This is a genomic window from Pantoea latae (genome assembly GCF_002077695.1).
GTDB classification, from domain to species: Bacteria; Pseudomonadota; Gammaproteobacteria; order Enterobacterales; family Enterobacteriaceae; genus Pantoea; species Pantoea latae.
In genome coordinates, this window is record NZ_MWUE01000025.1 from 14,409 (window position 1) to 31,391 (window position 16,983).

A 16,983-nucleotide genomic window follows, 5' to 3' on the forward strand; every position below is an offset into this window, starting at 1 on the left:
TAAACGGGTCATCACCGCAGCGAACAGGCACAGGGATGCGATTAACCACGAAACTTTCTGCGTTCATTACATTTTTAAGCTTACTGGCGATGTTTTTGATGCTGGTAGGCTGCGCTTTTAGCGTTTACTGGCTGACGCACCAGCGCGCCGAGGGACGGGTGCAGACGCTGGCGACCGAAGTGGATCAAGCGCTGCTCGAGCAGTCGCCCGACGAACTGCGCGGCTGGCTGCAGCACACCATGACGGTGATCAATACCGAGCGCATCGAGCTGCGCAACGGCGACAAGATCCTGTTTCGGCTTAGCCGGCATGAAAACCCGATGCTGGAAGATGAGACCAACCGCTTTATCCAGGTTGACGTGCCGCTGGTGCATCAGCCGGGCGTGACGATGCGCGTCGTGGTGCTCGATCCCGCCAAAACCTGGTTTCAGTCTTTTACCGGCGTCTATACCCTGACGGCGATCCTCTTTGTGGTGCTGGTGATGAGCCTGCTGCTGTTTATGATGCACTGCTGGCTCAATCGCCAGTGGCGCGGCATGGAGCAGCTGGAAAAGCGCGCCGAGGCGATCCTGGCGGGCGAGCGCACGCTGCTGCGCAAGGGCGACGTCGATGAGTGGCCGCCGCGCGCCAGCAGCGCCATCGATATGCTGCTAGGCGATCTGCAGGAAGCGGGCGAACAGCGGCTGCGCATCGACACGCTGATCCGCGCCTTCGCCGCGCAGGACAGCCGCACCGGCCTGAGCAATCGGCTCTTCTTCGACAACCAGCTGGCGACGCTGCTGGAGGATCAAGAAGATGTCGGTATGCACGGCGTGGTGATGATGGTGCGCCTGCCCGATCTCGATATGCTCAACGAAACCCTGGGTACGACGCTGGTAGATGAGTATCTCTACGATCTGGTGAACATGCTCTCTACCTTTGTGCTGCGCTATCCGGGCGCGCTGCTGGCGCGCTACTTTCGCAGCGACTTCGCGGTGCTGCTGCCGCATCGCAGCCTGAAAGAGGCCAACAGCATTGCGGATCAGCTGATCAACGCGGTCGACTCGCTGCCGCCGATGCGTATGGTGAACCGCGACGATCTGATCCATATCGGCATCAGCGCGTGGCACAGCGGACAGAGCGTGCCGCAGGTGATGGACAACGTCGAAATGGCGACGCGACGGGCGACGCTGCTGGGCGGCAATAACTGGTCAAACGGCGAAGGCAACCCGCTCGACGCCGGCCGCGGCAGCGTGCGCTGGCGCACCCTGCTGGAAAATACCCTGAGCCGCGGCGGTCCGCGCCTCTACCAGAAACCGGCGGTGCTGCTCGACGGCAGCGTGCACCATCGCGAGCTACTGATGCGCATTTTCGACGGCGACAAAGAGGTGCTGGCGGCGGAGTTTATGCCGCTGGTGCTGCAGTTCGGCATGGCGGACGGCTGGGATCGCCAGCTGGTGCTGCGCATCGCCGCGCTCTCCGAAGTCTGGCCGGACGAAACCCTGGCGATGCCGATCAATATCGACTCGCTGCTGCAGCGCCCCTTCGTCAACTGGCTGCAAAATATGCTGCTGCAGTGCACCAAAGCGCAAAGAAAACGATTTTTATTTGAACTTGCTGAGGCTGACGTTTGTCAACACATCAACCGTTTAGCGCCGGTGTTCCGCGCGCTGCAGGCGTTTGGCTGTCGCATCGCCGTCGCTCAGGCTGGTTTAACCGTGGTGAGTAGCGCGTATATCAAGCAATTCCCCATCAATTTAATCAAGCTCGATCCCGGCCTGGTGCGCAATATCGACCGGCGCACCGAAAATCAGCTGTTCGTGCAGAGCCTGCTGGAGGTGTGCAAGTCGACTCAGACGCAGGTTTTTGCCACCGCCGTGCGAACGCATGCGGAGTGGCAGACGCTGGTCAGCCTGGGTGTCTCCGGCGGGCAGGGCGATCTTTTCGCGCCGTCGCTGCCGGTAAACAGTAATGTGAAAAAGTATTCACAACGCTATCATATTTAGCCAGTAGGGATAGCGGCGGCGACATAGCCAAAATCCTAAGCGGAAATGTTAAATTTTATGTCGAACGAGAACGTCAAAATAGACGCCGGAAGGGGTGAAAACAGGGGAATAGCGCTGTTTTGCACCCGTCAGTTCTCGTTGACGATCGTATAAAGCCAAATTGGTCTATTTTTTCACCGAAGCAGAACGTTTTTGCGCCTTGTGGCGGCTTCGCGTGGTTGGTAAAGTAAGCGGATTTTATTTTCCGCCCCCAGCTTGCAGGATTATCCTTTAGATATGTTTAAAAAATTTCGTGGCATGTTTTCCAATGACTTGTCCATTGACCTGGGTACCGCGAATACCCTGATTTATGTAAAAGGACAGGGCATCGTGCTGAACGAGCCTTCCGTGGTTGCCATCCGCCAGGACCGTGCCGGTTCCCCAAAGAGCGTGGCGGCCGTTGGCCATGATGCCAAACAGATGCTCGGCCGTACGCCAGGTAATATTGCCGCCATTCGCCCGATGAAAGATGGCGTGATCGCGGACTTTTTCGTTACTGAAAAAATGCTGCAGCACTTCATCAAGCAGGTGCACAGCAACAGCTTTATGCGTCCAAGCCCGCGCGTGCTGGTGTGCGTGCCGGTCGGCGCGACCCAGGTTGAGCGTCGCGCTATCCGCGAATCCGCGCAGGGCGCAGGCGCGCGTGAAGTTTTCCTGATCGAAGAACCGATGGCGGCCGCTATCGGCGCTGGCCTACCGGTTTCTGAAGCGACCGGCTCGATGGTGGTTGATATCGGCGGCGGCACCACCGAAGTGGCGGTGATCTCGCTGAACGGCGTGGTCTACTCCTCGTCGGTGCGCATCGGCGGCGACCGCTTCGACGAAGCGATTATTAATTATGTGCGCCGTAACTACGGCTCGCTGATTGGCGAAGCGACCGCAGAACGCATCAAGCATGAGATCGGCTCCGCCTATCCGGGCGACGAAGTGCGCGAAATCGAAGTGCGCGGCCGTAACCTGGCGGAAGGGGTGCCGCGCGGCTTTACGCTGAACTCAAATGAAATCCTGGAAGCGCTGCAGGAGCCGCTGACCGGCATCGTGAGCGCGGTAATGGTGGCGCTGGAGCAGTGCCCGCCGGAGCTGGCGTCCGATATCTCCGAACGCGGCATGGTGCTGACCGGCGGCGGCGCGCTGCTGCGCAACCTGGACCGTCTGCTGATGGAAGAGACCGGCATTCCGGTGGTGGTGGCAGAAGATCCGCTGACCTGCGTGGCGCGCGGTGGCGGTAAAGCGCTGGAAATGATCGACATGCATGGCGGCGATTTGTTCAGCGAAGAATAATCGCCTCAATCGGCTGTGACCTGAATCGAAATGCGCAGGGAATCGCGTGGAAGCTGACGCTACAGGCGTCGGCGTCAGACGTCCAGCCCAGGGAAGTGCGGCGTTGGCCGTACTTCCTTACCTGTTGTCGAGGAACACGCAGAATATATGAAGCCGATTTTTAGCAGGGGGCCTTCCCTGCAGTTGCGCCTGTTTTTGGCGGTGATCGTTGCCATCGCGATTATCGTCGCCGATAGCCGGCTGGGTTCGTTTACCCAAATTCGCAACTATCTGGACACATCGGTCAGTCCGTTTTATTTCCTGGCCAACGGCCCGCGCCAGATCCTTGACGGTATTTCCGGTTCGCTGGCGTCGCGCCAGCAGCTTGAGCTGGAGAATAAAGCCCTGCGCCGCGAGCTTTTCCTGAAAAACAGCGACCTGCTGATGCTGGGGCAATATAAGCAGGAAAACGCGCGTCTGCGCGAACTGTTAGGTTCGCCGCTGCGTCAGGATGAGCACAAGATGGTGACGCAGGTGATCTCCACCGGCACCGATCCCTACACCGATCAGGTGGTGATCGACAAAGGCAGCGTCAACGGCGTCTATGAAGGCCAGCCGGTCATCAGCGACAAAGGGGTGGTCGGCCAGGTTATCGCTGTCGGTCAGGTGACCAGCCGCGTGCTGCTGATTTGCGACGCGTCGCACGCGCTGCCGATTCAGGTGCTGCGCAACGACATCCGCGTGATTGCGGCCGGCAACGGCTGCACCGAAGATCTGCAGCTGGAGCATCTGCCGGGCAACACCGATATTCGCGTCGGCGATATGCTGGTGACCTCTGGCCTGGGCGGACGTTTCCCGGAAGGCTATCCGGTGGCGGTGGTTTCGTCGGTGAAAGTCGACACGCAGCGCGCCTATACCGTGATTCAGGCGCGTCCGACCGCGGGACTGCAGCGTCTGCGCTATCTGCTGCTGCTGTGGGGCGCGGATAAGAACGGCGATATGCCGATGGCGCCGGATGACGTGCACCGCGTTGCCAACGAGCGCCTGATGCAGATGATGCCGCAGGTGCTGCCGCCAGCGGGCGAGATGGGACCGCCGGCGCCGTCCGCGCAGATGGGCCCGCCTGCGCCAGCCAGCAGCGGAACGCAAAGCGCGCCGGCTAACGCGCGCGGAGGCCAGCCTTGAGTCGATACCGCAGCCAGGGTCGTTGGGTTATCTGGCTGTCCTTTCTTGTCGCCCTTGTGCTGCAGATCATGCCGTGGCCGGAACAGTTCTATATGTTCCGGCCATCGTGGATCCTGCTTATCCTGATTTACTGGGTGCTGGCGCTGCCGCACCGCGTCAACGTCGGCACCGGCTTCGTGCTGGGCGGGGTGATGGATCTGATCGCCGGATCCACCCTCGGCGTGCGCGCGCTGGCGCTCAGCATCATCGCCTACCTGGTCGCCTTTAAATTCCAGCTGTTCCGCAACCTGGCGTTGTGGCAGCAGGCGTTAATGGTGATGGTGCTGTCGCTGGCGGTGGACGTGATTGTTTTCTGGGCGGAGTTTTTAGTGATCAACGTATCATTCCGCCCTGAAATTTTCTGGAGCAGCGTTATCGACGGGATTCTCTGGCCCTGGCTATTCTTATTAATGAGAAAGATTCGTCGTCAGTTCGCTGTTCAGTAAGGAATTTTATGTTATCCCTCTATCTGGCTTCCGGTTCTCCGCGTCGTCGCGAGCTGCTGACGCAGCTTGGCCTGCAGTTTGAGCGTCTCCATACCGATGTTGAAGAGCAACGCCGCCCGGATGAGGCAGCGGAAAGTTACGTGCGTCGCCTGGCGAATGACAAAGCGCGCGCCGGCGTCGCGGTCGCGCAGCAGGATCTGCCGGTGCTGGGCGCGGACACCATCGTGGTGCTTAACGGCGAGGTGCTGGAAAAGCCGCGCGACGCCGCGGACGCCGCCGGGATGCTGGCGCGTCTTTCGGGCCAGACGCATCAGGTGATGACCGCCGTTGCGCTGGCCGATCGCGCGCGCGCGCTCGACTGCCTGGTGGTGACGGACGTGACCTTTCGCCTGTTAAGCGCGGCGGAGATCGCCGACTATATCGCCACCGGCGAGCCGATGGATAAAGCCGGCGCGTACGGCATTCAGGGCATCGGTGGAAACTTTGTCCGCAAAATTAATGGAAGCTATCACGCGGTGGTCGGATTGCCGTTGGTTGAGACAGGCGAGTTACTCAGCCATTTTCAGTCACTGCGTGCCGTAAGGGGATAACATGACGGCTGAATTACTGGTCAACGTCACGCCTTCCGAGACGCGCGTGGCCTATATCGACGGCGGCATTCTGCAGGAAATTCATATTGAGCGCGAGGCGCGGCGCGGCATCGTCGGCAATATCTACAAAGGGCGCGTCAGCCGCGTACTGCCGGGCATGCAGGCGGCCTTTGTTGATATCGGCCTGGATAAAGCCGCCTTCTTGCACGCCTCCGATATCATGCCGCACACCGAGTGCGTGGCGGGCGATGAGAAGAAAAACTTTATCGTGCGCGATATCGCCGAACTGGTGCGGCAGGGCCAGGACCTGATGGTGCAGGTAGTAAAAGATCCGCTCGGCACCAAAGGGGCGCGCCTCACCACCGACATTACGCTGCCGTCGCGTTATCTGGTGTTTATGCCCGGTGCGTCGCACGTCGGCGTCTCCCAGCGCATCGAAAGCGAGCGCGAGCGCGAGCGCCTGAAGGCGGTGGTCGCGGACTACTGCGACGATCTGGGCGGTTTTATTATCCGCACCGCGGCGGAAGGCATTGGCGAAGAGGAGCTGGCGCAGGACGCCGCCTTTCTGAAGCGGCTCTGGACCAAAGTCACCGAGCGGAAAAAGCGCAACCAGACCCGCTGCCTGCTCTACGGCGAGCTGGCGCTGGCGCAGCGCATCCTGCGCGATTTCGCCGGCGCGGCGCTGGATCGTATTCGCGTCGACTCTCGCCTGACCTGCGAGCTGCTGGTGGAATTCACGCGCGAATACATTCCGGAAATGGCCGACAAGCTGGAGCTTTACGCCGGTAAACAGCCAATTTTCGATCTCTTCGACGTTGAGAATGAAATCCAGCGTTCGCTGGATCGCAAAGTCGAGCTGAAGTCAGGCGGCTATCTGATCATCGATCAGACCGAAGCGATGACCACTATCGACATCAACACCGGCGCCTTTGTCGGCCATCGCAATCTCGATGAAACCATCTTCAACACCAACGTCGAGGCGACGCAGGCGATTGCGCGCCAGCTGCGGCTGCGCAATCTGGGCGGCATTATCATTATCGACTTTATCGATATGAGCAATGACGACCACCGTCGCCGCGTGCTGCACTCGCTGGAGTCGGCGCTCGCCAAGGATCGGGTCAAAACCGGCATTCACGGCTTCTCGGCGCTGGGGCTGGTGGAGATGACGCGCAAACGCACGCGGGAAAGCATCGAGCATGTGCTGTGCGAAGATTGCCCGGTCTGCAAAGGGCGCGGCACGATGAAAACGGTGGAGACGGTCTGCTACGAAATCATGCGTGAAATCGTCCGCGTCCATCACGCCTATGATGCCGATCGCTTTCTGGTCTATGTTTCGCCGGCCGTCGGCGAGGCGCTGAAAAGCGACGAGTCGCACGCGCTGGCCGAGGTCGAAATTTTCGTCGGCAAACAGGTCAAAGTGCATATCGAACCGCTCTACACCCAGGAGCAGTTCGACGTGGTAATGATGTAATCCCCGTAGCATCAGGCAAAATCGCCTGCTGCGGGCTAAAAAAGCGGCCTTGCTTAGGTTAACATGCGCATTCATACCGATAATTGTCTGGCGACGGTTGAGTATGAGAGATAACCATCCGTCAAATGCGGAAGACAAGGAGAGGTGTGTGAGGCAGCTGCCGAGGATTTTGTTACTGCTGGTTGCGACGGCGATCGTCATTGTCGCGCTGCTGGTCAGCGGGCTGCGTCTGGTGATGCCGCACCTCGACAGCTACCGCAGCGACATCCTGGCGACGGTGTCGCGCGCCAGCGGCGTCAGCGTCACCGCTGACCAACTGCGCGGCCGCTGGGAAACGTTCGGCCCGACGATGCAGATCCGCGGCCTGCGCGTCGATATGAAAGAGAACGGTACCCTCGACATCGCGCGCGTCAGCCTGGCGCTGGATGTCTGGCAGTCACTGCTGCACTGGCGCTGGCAGTTTCGCGATCTCACCTTCTGGCAGCTGCGCCTCGACAACAATCGTCCGCTCTTTTCCAGCGATGAAGAGAAAAACAGCTTCAAGCCTGGCCGCATTAACGAACTCTTTCTGCGTCAGTTCGACCACTTCGACCTGCGCGACAGCTCAATCTTTTTCCGCACGCCTTCCGGCCAGCGCGCCGAGCTGGCGATCCCCAAACTTACCTGGCTGAATGAGGCGAACCGCCATCGCGCAGAGGGCGAGGTGAGCCTCTCCAGCTTTACCGGCCAGCACGGCGTAGTGCAGGTGCGGCTCGACCTGAACGATAGCGAAGGCCTGCTCAACGACGGACGCATCTGGATGCAGGCGGACGACGTTGACGTGCGGCCGTGGCTGGGGCGCTGGATGCGTGACAACACGCGGCTCGACAGCGCGCGTTTCAGCCTGGCGGCCTGGGTTAGCCTGCGCGACGGCGATCTCTACGCGGGCGACCTGCTGCTGCGCCAGGGCGGCGCGAACTGGCAGGGCGAAGATGGCGCCCATCATTTGCAGGTTGACGGCCTGACCGCGCATCTTTCGCGCTATCAAAACGGCTGGATGGTCAACGTGCCGCAGACGCGTCTCAGCACCGACGGCGAAGCCTGGCCTGCAGGCCACTTTGCGCTGCTGTGGCGGCCGCAGGATAAGCAGCTGCTCGGCCCCGATCATCAGGGCGAGGTGCGGGTGAGGGCGACACAGCTGGCGCTCAACCGCATCGCGCCGCTGGTGCCTTTGTTTGCGCCGCTGTCGCCCTCGCTGTTCGAAAACTGGCGCGCGCTGCAGCCGCAGGGCACGGTAGAGGGGCTGGCGCTGGACATTCCTCTGCAGCAGCCGGACCAGACGCGCATGCAGGTAAAATGGCGCGATTTTCGCTGGCAGCCGTGGCAGCTGCTGCCAGGCATCAGCAACCTGAACGGCGAAGCGCGCGGCAGCCTCAGCAATGGCCAGGTGAAGATCGAGATGGGCCGCACCGACGTGCCCTACAGCGCCATGTTCAACGCGCCGCTGGAGATCCATCAGCTGCGCGGCTCGCTGAGCTGGCTGCGCGATCAAAACGGCCTGACGCTGGATGGTCGCGATCTCGACGTACAGGCTCGCTCACTCTGGGCGCGCGGCGATTTTCGCTATCAGCAGAACCTCGGCCGCGAGCCGCGTCTCGATATTCTCGCCGGCATTCGCGTCACCGACGCGGGCGACGCCTGGCGCTACTTCCCGCAGCCGCTGATGGGCAAGGCGCTTACGCGCTACCTCAGCGGGGCGATCAAGGGCGGTCAGGTCGATAACGCGACGCTGCTGTTCGCGGGCAATCCGACGCTGTTCCCGTTCCGTCATAACGACGGCATGTTTCAGGTCTGGGTGCCGCTGCGGCAGGCGACCTATGCCTTCCAGCCCAACTGGCCCGACGTTTCTCAGCTCGATATCGATCTCAACTTCATCAACGACGGGCTGTGGATGACGGCGCCGCGCTTCAGGCTGGGCGAGGTAGACGTCGGCCATTTCAGCGCGGCCATTCCGGACTACCTGAAAGAGAAACTGCTGATCGACGGCGATATCAGCGGCGAAGGCGATCAAATCGCACGCTATTTTCAGGATACGCCGCTGAAGGCCTCGCTGGGCGCGGCGCTGGAGCAGCTGGAGATCAAGGGGAAAACCCAGGGGCATCTGAAGCTCGATATTCCCCTCGACGGCGAGCTGGTGCACGCCAGCGGCAACGTCGATCTGCACAACAACGCGCTGCACATCAAGCCGCTCAACACCACCTTAGATCACCTGAGCGGCCGTTTCCGCTTTAACAACGGCAATCTCGACAGCGACAGGCTGCAGGCGAACTGGTTCGGCCAGCCGGTTAACGTCAGCTTTAGCACCAAAGAGAATCCGCAGGAGTTTGGCGTCAACGTCAAACTCGACGGCGACTGGCAGCCGGCGAAACTGTCGCCGCTGCCGGCGCCGATCGCCAGCCAGCTAGGCGGGCATCTGCCGTGGCAGGGGGACGTGAACATTACGCTGCCGCATCAGGGCGGGGCGCGCTACGACGTCAGCCTGAAAGGGGATGCGAAAGAAGTAAGCAGTCGCTTACCGGCCCCGCTCGATAAGGCGAGCGGCGACGCGATGCCCATCGCGGTGAACGCCAGCGGCGACCTGCAGCAGTTCGAACTGAGCGGCAGCGTGGCGAACCGCCATCGCTTTAACAGCCGCTGGCTGCTGGAGCCGCAGCTGCGCGTCGAGCGCGGCATCTGGCTGAACGAGGCGCACAGCAAACCTGCCTTGCCGGATCGCGCCGGCATGGTGCTTAATCTGCCTCCGCTGGACGGCGAAGCCTGGGCCGGACTGATGGCGGCGGGCGGCGCCTCTGACGCGCGCGGCGGAGGCGAGTTGAGTGGCGTCGCGCTGCCCGGCGATGTGACCCTGCGCAGCCCGGCGGTGACGCTGGCGGGCCAGCAGTGGCACGACGTTGACGCCACGCTGGAGCAGGGCGTTAACGGCAAAAGCCGCGTCAGCGTCACGGGACGCGAAATTCGCGGCACGCTGGAGACGGCGCAAAGCGCGGCATGGCGCGTGGCGCTCGACTATCTTTACTACAACCCGGAATGGCAGAGCGGCGGCGGCGATAGCGCGGCGCAACAGCAGCAGGCGAGTCACATCGACTTCAGCCGCTGGCCGGCGCTGCAGCTGAGCTGCGCCGAGTGCTGGCTGCGCGGGCAGAAGTTCGGCCGCATTCAGGCGCAGGTGGTGCCGAAAGGCGATACGTTAGCACTCACTAACGGCCTGGTGGATACCGGCAGCTCGCGTCTTAACGTCTCCGGCGAATGGGTCAATCGCGCTGACGCGCCGCGCACCTCGCTGAAGGGCACGCTGAGCGGCAGCAATATCAATAACGCCACCAACTGGTTTGGCGTCAATACGCCGCTGCGCGACGCCTCTTTTAAGGTCGATTACGATCTGCACTGGCGTTCGGCGCCGTGGCAGCCCTCGGAAGAGACGCTGAGCGGCACGCTTAAAACCCATTTCGGCAAGGGGCAAATCGCCGACGTGAATACGGGCGCGGCGGGACAGCTGCTGCGTCTGATGAGCTTTGACGCGCTGCTGCGCAAGCTGCGTTTCGATTTTAGCGATACCTTTAACAACGACGGTTTCTATTTTGACTCGATCAACGGCACTGCGTGGATTGAAAACGGCGTGATGCGCACCGATAACCTGCTGGTGGACGGGCTGGAAGCGGATATCGCCATGCAGGGGAAAGTCGATTTAGTGAAGCGCAATATCGATATGGAAGCGGTGGTGGCGCCGGAGATCTCCGCCTCTGTCGGCGTCGCGACTGCCTTTGTCATCAACCCGGTGGTCGGCGCGGCGGTTTTCGCCGCCAGCAAGGTGCTGGGCCCGCTATGGAATAAAATCTCGCTGCTGCGTTATCACATCGACGGCCCGCTGGATAAGCCGCAAATCAACGAAGTGCTGCGCAAACCGCGCGAAGAAGAGAAGAAGTGAATTTGACGCCGTCGGGGAATTGCCGCAGGCTAGTAAAATCTGACTTTATCCGCGCAGCGCCAGACGGCGCTGGCGCAGAATGAGTGTCACACCCTCATTATCCGAGCATAAAACGAGCGAGATACGATGACTCTGAACCTGGTAAGTGAGCAGTTGCTAACTGCTAACAATATTAATCAGCAGGACCTGTTTTCCCTGTTAGGGCAGCTTTCAGAACGTCGTCTGGATTATGCCGATCTCTATTTTCAGTCCAGCTTCCATGAATCCTGGGTGCTGGAGGACAAGATTATTAAAGACGGCTCCTGGCATATCGACCAGGGCGTCGGCGTGCGCGCCGTCAGCGGCGAGAAAACCGGCTTCGCCTATGCCGACCAGATCACCCTGAACGCGCTGCGTCAGTCGGCGGAAGCGGCGCGCAGCATCGTGCGCGAACAGGGCAACGGCAAGGCGCATACGCTTTCAAACGTGATGCATCGCGCGCTCTATCAGCCGATTAACCCGCTCGACAGCCTGACGCGCGAAGATAAAATCGCCCTGCTGCAGCGCGTAGACAAAGTGGCGCGCGCCGCCGACGCGCGCGTGCAGGAGGTGAACGCCAGCCTGAGCGGCGTCTATGAGCAGGTGCTGGTGGCCGCCACCGACGGCACGCTGGCGGCGGACATCCGTCCGCTGGTGCGCCTCTCCGTCAGCGTGCTGGTTGAAGATCAGGGCAAACGCGAGCGCGGCGCCAGCGGCGGCGGCGCGCGCGTCGGCTACGAATTCTTCCTCGCCGATGAAAACGGCGAAGTACGCGCCGACGCCTGGGCGAAAGAGGCGGTGCGCATGGCGCTGGTTAATCTCTCCGCCGTCGCCGCGCCGGCCGGCACGCTGCCGGTGGTGCTGGGCGCAGGCTGGCCGGGCGTGCTGCTGCATGAAGCGGTCGGTCATGGTCTGGAAGGTGACTTCAATCGTCGCGAAACCTCGGTGTTCAGCGGCAAAATGGGTCAGCTGGTAGCGTCGGAACTCTGTACCGTGGTGGATGACGGCACTATCGAAGGGCTGCGCGGCTCGCTGGCGGTGGATGACGAAGGCGTGCCGGGTCAGTACAACGTGCTGATTGAAAACGGCGTGCTGAAAAACTATATGCAGGACAAGCTTAACGCGCGCCTGATGGGCGTGGCGCCGACCGGCAACGGCCGCCGCGAGTCCTATGCGCATCTGCCGATGCCGCGTATGACCAACACCTATATGCTGGCCGGCAAATCGACGCCGCAGGAAATTATCGAAAGCGTCGAATATGGCCTCTACGCGCCAAACTTCGGCGGCGGCCAGGTGGATATCACCTCCGGCAAATTTGTCTTCTCTACCTCAGAAGCCTATCTGATTGAAAACGGCAAGGTAACGAAGCCGGTGAAAGGCGCCACGCTGATCGGCTCCGGCATCGAGGCGATGCAGCAGATCTCGATGGTCGGCAACGATCTGGCGCTGGATAAAGGCGTCGGCGTGTGCGGCAAAGAGGGGCAGAGCGTGCCGGTCGGCGTCGGCCAGCCGACGCTGAAGCTGGATAAGCTCACCATCGGCGGCACCGCCTGATATCACTAACAGCCCGCCTTCTGGCGGGCTGTTAGCTGGCGCGGTGCTGCTGATACTGCGCCGCCACCTGCTGAAAATATTCCGTCAGGTAGTCGATACAGACCTGCACCTTTAGCGGCAGCTTATCTTTCTCGGTATAGAGCGCATAGACCGGGCGCGGATCGGACTGATACTGCGGAAAAAGAATATCGATCTCGCCTGCGTTAATCTCCTCTATCACCCACATCATCGGCACATAGGCGATGCCGTTGCCCGCCTTCAGCCAGCGGATCAGCGTCAGCGAGTCGTTGGTGACGAAGCGTCCCTGCGGCGACAGCCGCGACACCAGCCCTTCAGGCGCGATCAGCTCGAAGTTGTTATCAGGACGCACGCTATATTCCAGCCAGGCGAAATTATCGACGTCAGCCGGTTTTTCCGGCGCGCCGTGCTGCTGCAGATAGCTTTTCGCCGCGCACACCACCATCGGCATCGCGCCGAGGCGACGCGAAAAAAGGCTGGAATCTTTCAGCGCGCCGACGCGGATCACCAGATCCAGCCCGTCAGCGATCAAATCGGGCGCCGGGATGCCCGCCACCAGATTAACGCTCAGACCGGGATATTCGCGCAGCATATTGCTGGTCATCTCGGCGAGAACGTTTTGCGCCATGGTGGAGGAGCTGCCGATGCGCAGCGTGCCGATCGGCGTGTTGTTAAACGCATAGAGCTGTTCGTGCACCTGGGTGGCTTCCGCCAGCATGCGACGACAGCCCTGATAGTAAATTTTTCCCGCCTCGGTCAGGCCGAGGCTACGGGTGCTGCGGTTCAGCAGCTTCACCTGTAGCTCATCTTCCAGTTTCGCCACAATCTGACTGATAGACGAAACGCTAAGGTGGAGCTGGCGCGCAGCGGCGGTAAAAGAGCCTAATTCAACCACTTTGGCGAAAATGGACATGCCTTTCAGTCGTTCCATTGTTTACTCTGGCTAAAAAGTGATTTAGTTCACAATCTGTAGAAAACGTATAGTCAGGCGCGTTACTATATGCGCGCCGGGGTATCTCCCGGTGATCCGCTTTTGTCCACGAAAGGTCAAACCGACCTGCGGCAAAACGCCTGCTGCTGCCCGATGATACGCTATTATTTACTCAGCAATGGTTCGGATGTTGTCATCCGTCCTCATCAACCCGTCGCGGCTTGCGGCCGGGCAGGCTAAGGATCATCCCGGCAAGGTCGAACTAAGGATCCCTGATGAGTGTGCTTCCGGTTTTTGTCGTGTTTGGGCTCTCTTTCCCGCCCATCTTCGTTGAATTAATCGTCTCGCTAATGCTGTTCTGGTTGGTGAAACGTCTGCTGACGCCGAGCGGGATATACGATCTCGTCTGGCATCCGGCGCTTTTTAACACGGCGCTTTACTGCTGTGTGTTTTACCTGGTATCCCGTCTATTCGTCTGAGGTTTAAGTGAAATCGCTAATAAGAAAAATCGCGCGATACGCGATTACTATCCTGCTGGTCATCATCGCTGTAGTTATTATCTTTCGCGCCTGGGTGTTTTACACCGAGTCGCCGTGGACGCGCGACGCCAAATTCGCGGCGGATGTCGTGGCGATTTCGCCAGATGTGACGGGGCTGATTACCGAGGTGCCGGTGCATGACAACCAGCTGGTGAAAAAAGGCGACACGCTGTTTGTTGTCGATCGCCCGCGCTACCAGAAAGCGCTGGATCAGGCGCAGGCGGACGTCGAGTACTATCAGGCGCTGGTGAGCGAAAAACGCCGCGAGGCGGCGCGTCGCAATCAGCTGGGCACCTCGGCGATGTCGCGCGAGGCGATCGATCAGGCGAATAACGATCTGCAAACCAGCGAACATCAGCTGGCGAAATCGATCGCCACCCGCGATCTGGCGAAGATCGACCTGGATCGCACCGCTATTACCGCGCCGTCCGACGGCTGGGTCACCAACCTCAACGTCTATCAGGGCGAGTTCATCACCCGCGGCTCGGTGGCAGTGGCGCTGGTGCAGCAGCACTCTTTCTACGTGCTGGCCTATCTGGAAGAGACCAAGCTGCACGGCGTCGAGCCGGGCTTCCGCGCGGAAGTGACGCCGCTCGGCAGCAATGTGGTGCTGCGCGGCACCGTCGACAGCGTTGCGGCGGGCGTCACCAACAGCAGTAGTTCGGTTGACAGCAAAGGCATGGCCACCGTGGACTCGAACCTGGAGTGGGTGCGTCTGGCGCAGCGCGTGCCGGTGCGCATTCGCCTCGATCAGCAGCCTGGCAATCGCTTCCCGGCGGGCACCACCGCAACCGTGGTGATCACCGGCCAGAACGATCGCGCCGACACTCAGGTGTCGCCGATGACGCGTCTCTTTAATCGCCTGCGTGAGTTTGGTTAAGCGGGGCGATATGATCGAGTTCCTGCGTTTCCCGGTCAAGCTGACTTTCGCGCTGGTGGTGGCGCTGATGATCGGCTTTCACCTCAACCTTGAAACGCCGCGCTGGGCGGTGATGACCGCCGGCATCGTCGCTGGCGGCACCGCCTTCGTCGCCGGCGGCGATCCCTACTCCGGAGCGCTGCGCTATCGCGGCATTCTGCGCATTATCGGCACTTTTATCGGCTGTATCGCCGCGCTGACCATTATGATCGCCACGGTGCGCGCGCCGGTGGTGATGCTGCTGCTCTGCTGCATCTGGGCCGGCGTCTGCGTCTGGCTCTCGTCGCTGATCAAAGTCGAAAACTCCTACGCGCTCGGCCTGGCGGGCTATACCGCGCTGATTATCGTGGTAACCGCCGACGCCAGCGGCGGGCTGACGCTGGCGCCGCAGTTTGCGGTAGAGCGCTGCAGCGAAATCGTGCTCGGTATTCTCTGCGCCATTCTGGCGGATATGATCTTCTCGCCGCGCTCGATTAAAAAAGTGATCGACAGCGAGGTTGATGCGCTGCTGGTGGCGCACTATCGGCTGCTGCAGCTCTGCGTGGCGCATGAAGATAAAGAGGAAGTGGACAAAGCCTGGAGTGCGCTGGTGCGCCGCACCACAGCGCTCGGCACCATGCGCGGCCAGCTGATGATGGAGTCGTCGCGCTGGCAAAACGCCAACCGTCGTCTGCAGATGCTCAACACCCTGTCGCTGACCATGATCACTCAGGCGGCGGAAACCTTCTTAATCCAGAACTCGCGCCCGGAATATATCGCGCCGCAGTATCGTCTGCTGGTGGAAAAAGAGGTAGAAACCGTCGCCGACGTGCATCGCCGCATGAAGGTGATGCGCCGGGTGATTGGCGCCAGCAGCGACGGCAAAGCGCCGGTGACGCTCGCCAGCTGGGTGGGCGCGGCGACCGAATATTTGCTGCTGCTGAAAGGCATTAAAAGCAACAGCCGCATTACCACGCTGGAAGAGGGCATCCTTGAGCGCGAAGTGGTTATTCAGGCGCGCTCTGCGGAAACGCACCACGCGATGATTAACGGCATTCGCACCTTTGCCGCCACCGCGCTCGGCTCGCTGTTCTGGCTCTATACCGGCTGGACTTCCGGCAGCGGCTGCATGGTGATGCTGGCGGTGATCACCGCGCTGGCGATGCGCGTGCCGAATCCGCTGCTGATGGCAAAAGATTTCCTCTACGGCATGACCGTCGCGGTGCCGCTCGGCGCGCTCTACTTTATGTATGTGCTGCCCAACACGCAGCAGAGCGCGCTGCTGCTCTGCATCGCCATCGGCCTGCTCGGCTTTGTCGGCGGCATCTTTGTGCAGCGGCGTCAGCTCGGCACGCTCGGCGCACTTATCGGCACCATTAACGTGCTGGTGCTGGATAACCCGATGAAGTTCGAGTTCAACGTCTTCCTCGACAACGTACTGGGGCAGGTGATCGGCTGTTTCGTGGCGATGATGGTGATCCTGCTGATCCGCGACAAATCGAAGGCGCGCACCGGACGTAAGCTGCTGAACCGCTTTATGTATGCGGCCGTTTCCGCCATGACCACCAACCAGGCGCGCCGTCGCGAGAATCATCTTCCGGCGCTCTATCAGCAGCTGTTTATGCTGCTGAACCTGTTTCCCGGCGATCTCGACAAATACCGCATCGCGCTGACCCTGATTATCGGCCATCAGCGGCTGCGCAATGCGGACGTGCCGGTGAATGCCGATCTCTCCGCCTTTCACCGCCAGCTGCGCGCCACGGCTGATCATATTATCTCCGCGCGCAGCGATGAAAAGCGCCGCCGCTACTTTGAACAGCTGCTGGCGGAGTTCGAGATCTATCAGCAGAAGCTGGTGCAGTACGAGGCGCCGCTCAGCGTGACCGAGCCGGTAAAACGGCTGGCCGATATGCTGAGTAAATATCAGAACACCCTGATCCAAATCTGAATCTCGCCGCTGCCTTGCGCAGCGGCCTGCTCAATGCCACGCCTTCCCTGAGTGGCTCGCTTTTGCCATCTATACTTTTCTCACAGGAAAAGAAAATG

Annotated in this window: 12 protein-coding genes; 11 read left to right on the forward strand and 1 reads right to left on the reverse strand. The window is 60.6% G+C overall.

All coding sequences use genetic code 11. From position 1 onward, the window contains the following. Positions 1-35: 35 nt before the first annotated feature. From csrD to tldD, 8 genes are all read left to right on the forward strand, one after another. A complete protein-coding gene (csrD, locus tag B2J69_RS16415; RefSeq protein ID WP_081140719.1) occupies positions 36-1,985 on the forward strand; it encodes an RNase E specificity factor CsrD in 1,950 nt (649 codons plus the stop codon). Positions 1,986-2,261: 276 nt separating this feature from the next. Beyond that, complete coding sequence (mreB, locus tag B2J69_RS16420) at positions 2,262-3,305, forward strand: rod shape-determining protein MreB (protein ID WP_003855260.1); 1,044 nt, start codon at positions 2,262-2,264, stop codon at positions 3,303-3,305. A 147-nt stretch (positions 3,306-3,452) separates the two neighbouring features. Next, positions 3,453-4,469, forward strand: coding sequence for a rod shape-determining protein MreC (gene mreC / locus B2J69_RS16425; RefSeq protein ID WP_081140720.1), 1,017 nt, complete (start codon positions 3,453-3,455; stop codon positions 4,467-4,469). Beyond that, positions 4,466-4,954: a rod shape-determining protein MreD gene (gene mreD, locus B2J69_RS16430; protein WP_081140721.1), complete on the forward strand. Its 489-nt coding sequence runs from the start codon at positions 4,466-4,468 to the stop codon at positions 4,952-4,954. Before mreC ends, mreD begins: the two co-directional genes overlap by 4 nt. 8 nt (positions 4,955-4,962) lie before the next feature. Continuing rightward, positions 4,963-5,544, forward strand: a complete 582-nt coding sequence (locus B2J69_RS16435) for a Maf family protein (protein ID WP_081140722.1) — start codon at positions 4,963-4,965, stop codon at positions 5,542-5,544. Between the two features lies 1 nt (position 5,545). Continuing rightward, the gene (rng, locus tag B2J69_RS16440; protein ID WP_081140723.1) at positions 5,546-7,015 is read left to right on the forward strand and encodes a ribonuclease G; all 1,470 of its coding nucleotides are present in this window, start codon (positions 5,546-5,548) and stop codon (positions 7,013-7,015) included. A gap of 148 nt (positions 7,016-7,163) precedes the next feature. Further along, complete coding sequence (yhdP, locus tag B2J69_RS16445; protein WP_081140724.1) at positions 7,164-10,979, forward strand: AsmA2 domain-containing protein YhdP; 3,816 nt, start codon at positions 7,164-7,166, stop codon at positions 10,977-10,979. 126 nt (positions 10,980-11,105) lie between these two features. Beyond that, the gene (tldD, locus tag B2J69_RS16450) at positions 11,106-12,551 is read left to right on the forward strand and encodes a metalloprotease TldD (RefSeq protein ID WP_081140725.1); all 1,446 of its coding nucleotides are present in this window, start codon (positions 11,106-11,108) and stop codon (positions 12,549-12,551) included. A 31-nt stretch (positions 12,552-12,582) separates the two neighbouring features. Here the strand turns inward: tldD and aaeR are convergent, their stop codons facing one another. After that, positions 12,583-13,500, reverse strand: a complete 918-nt coding sequence (gene aaeR, locus B2J69_RS16455; protein ID WP_081140726.1) for an HTH-type transcriptional activator AaeR — start codon at positions 13,498-13,500, stop codon at positions 12,583-12,585. A gap of 275 nt (positions 13,501-13,775) precedes the next feature. Here aaeR and aaeX point away from each other — a divergent pair, with 275 nt between their 5' ends. Genes aaeX through aaeB form a run of 3 tightly spaced genes read left to right on the forward strand, consistent with a single transcriptional unit; the run spans position 13,776 to position 16,885 of the window. After that, complete coding sequence (aaeX, locus tag B2J69_RS16460; protein ID WP_081140727.1) at positions 13,776-13,979, forward strand: p-hydroxybenzoic acid efflux pump operon protein AaeX; 204 nt, start codon at positions 13,776-13,778, stop codon at positions 13,977-13,979. A gap of 7 nt (positions 13,980-13,986) precedes the next feature. Further along, positions 13,987-14,919 carry a p-hydroxybenzoic acid efflux pump subunit AaeA gene (aaeA, locus tag B2J69_RS16465; RefSeq protein ID WP_081140728.1) on the forward strand — a complete coding sequence of 311 codons (933 nt, stop codon included), beginning with the start codon at positions 13,987-13,989 and terminating at the stop codon, positions 14,917-14,919. Positions 14,920-14,929: 10 nt separating this feature from the next. Continuing rightward, the gene (gene aaeB, locus B2J69_RS16470; RefSeq protein WP_081140729.1) at positions 14,930-16,885 is read left to right on the forward strand and encodes a p-hydroxybenzoic acid efflux pump subunit AaeB; all 1,956 of its coding nucleotides are present in this window, start codon (positions 14,930-14,932) and stop codon (positions 16,883-16,885) included. Positions 16,886-16,983 lie beyond the last annotated feature (98 nt).

Bases quoted from the DNA above. Each gene is read 5' to 3' on its own strand.
- aaeR (WP_081140726.1), bottom strand. From the start codon at position 13,500: ATGGAACGACTGAAAGGCATGTCCATTTTCGCCAAAGTGGTTGAATTA.
- mreC (WP_081140720.1), top strand. From the start codon at position 3,453: ATGAAGCCGATTTTTAGCAGGGGGCCTTCCCTGCAGTTGCGCCTGTTT.
- csrD (WP_081140719.1), top strand. From the start codon at position 36: ATGCGATTAACCACGAAACTTTCTGCGTTCATTACATTTTTAAGCTTA.
- rng (WP_081140723.1), top strand. From the start codon at position 5,546: ATGACGGCTGAATTACTGGTCAACGTCACGCCTTCCGAGACGCGCGTG.
- aaeX (WP_081140727.1), top strand. From the start codon at position 13,776: ATGAGTGTGCTTCCGGTTTTTGTCGTGTTTGGGCTCTCTTTCCCGCCC.
- tldD (WP_081140725.1), top strand. From the start codon at position 11,106: ATGACTCTGAACCTGGTAAGTGAGCAGTTGCTAACTGCTAACAATATT.
- B2J69_RS16435 (WP_081140722.1), top strand. From the start codon at position 4,963: ATGTTATCCCTCTATCTGGCTTCCGGTTCTCCGCGTCGTCGCGAGCTG.
- mreB (WP_003855260.1), top strand. From the start codon at position 2,262: ATGTTTAAAAAATTTCGTGGCATGTTTTCCAATGACTTGTCCATTGAC.
- aaeB (WP_081140729.1), top strand. From the start codon at position 14,930: ATGATCGAGTTCCTGCGTTTCCCGGTCAAGCTGACTTTCGCGCTGGTG.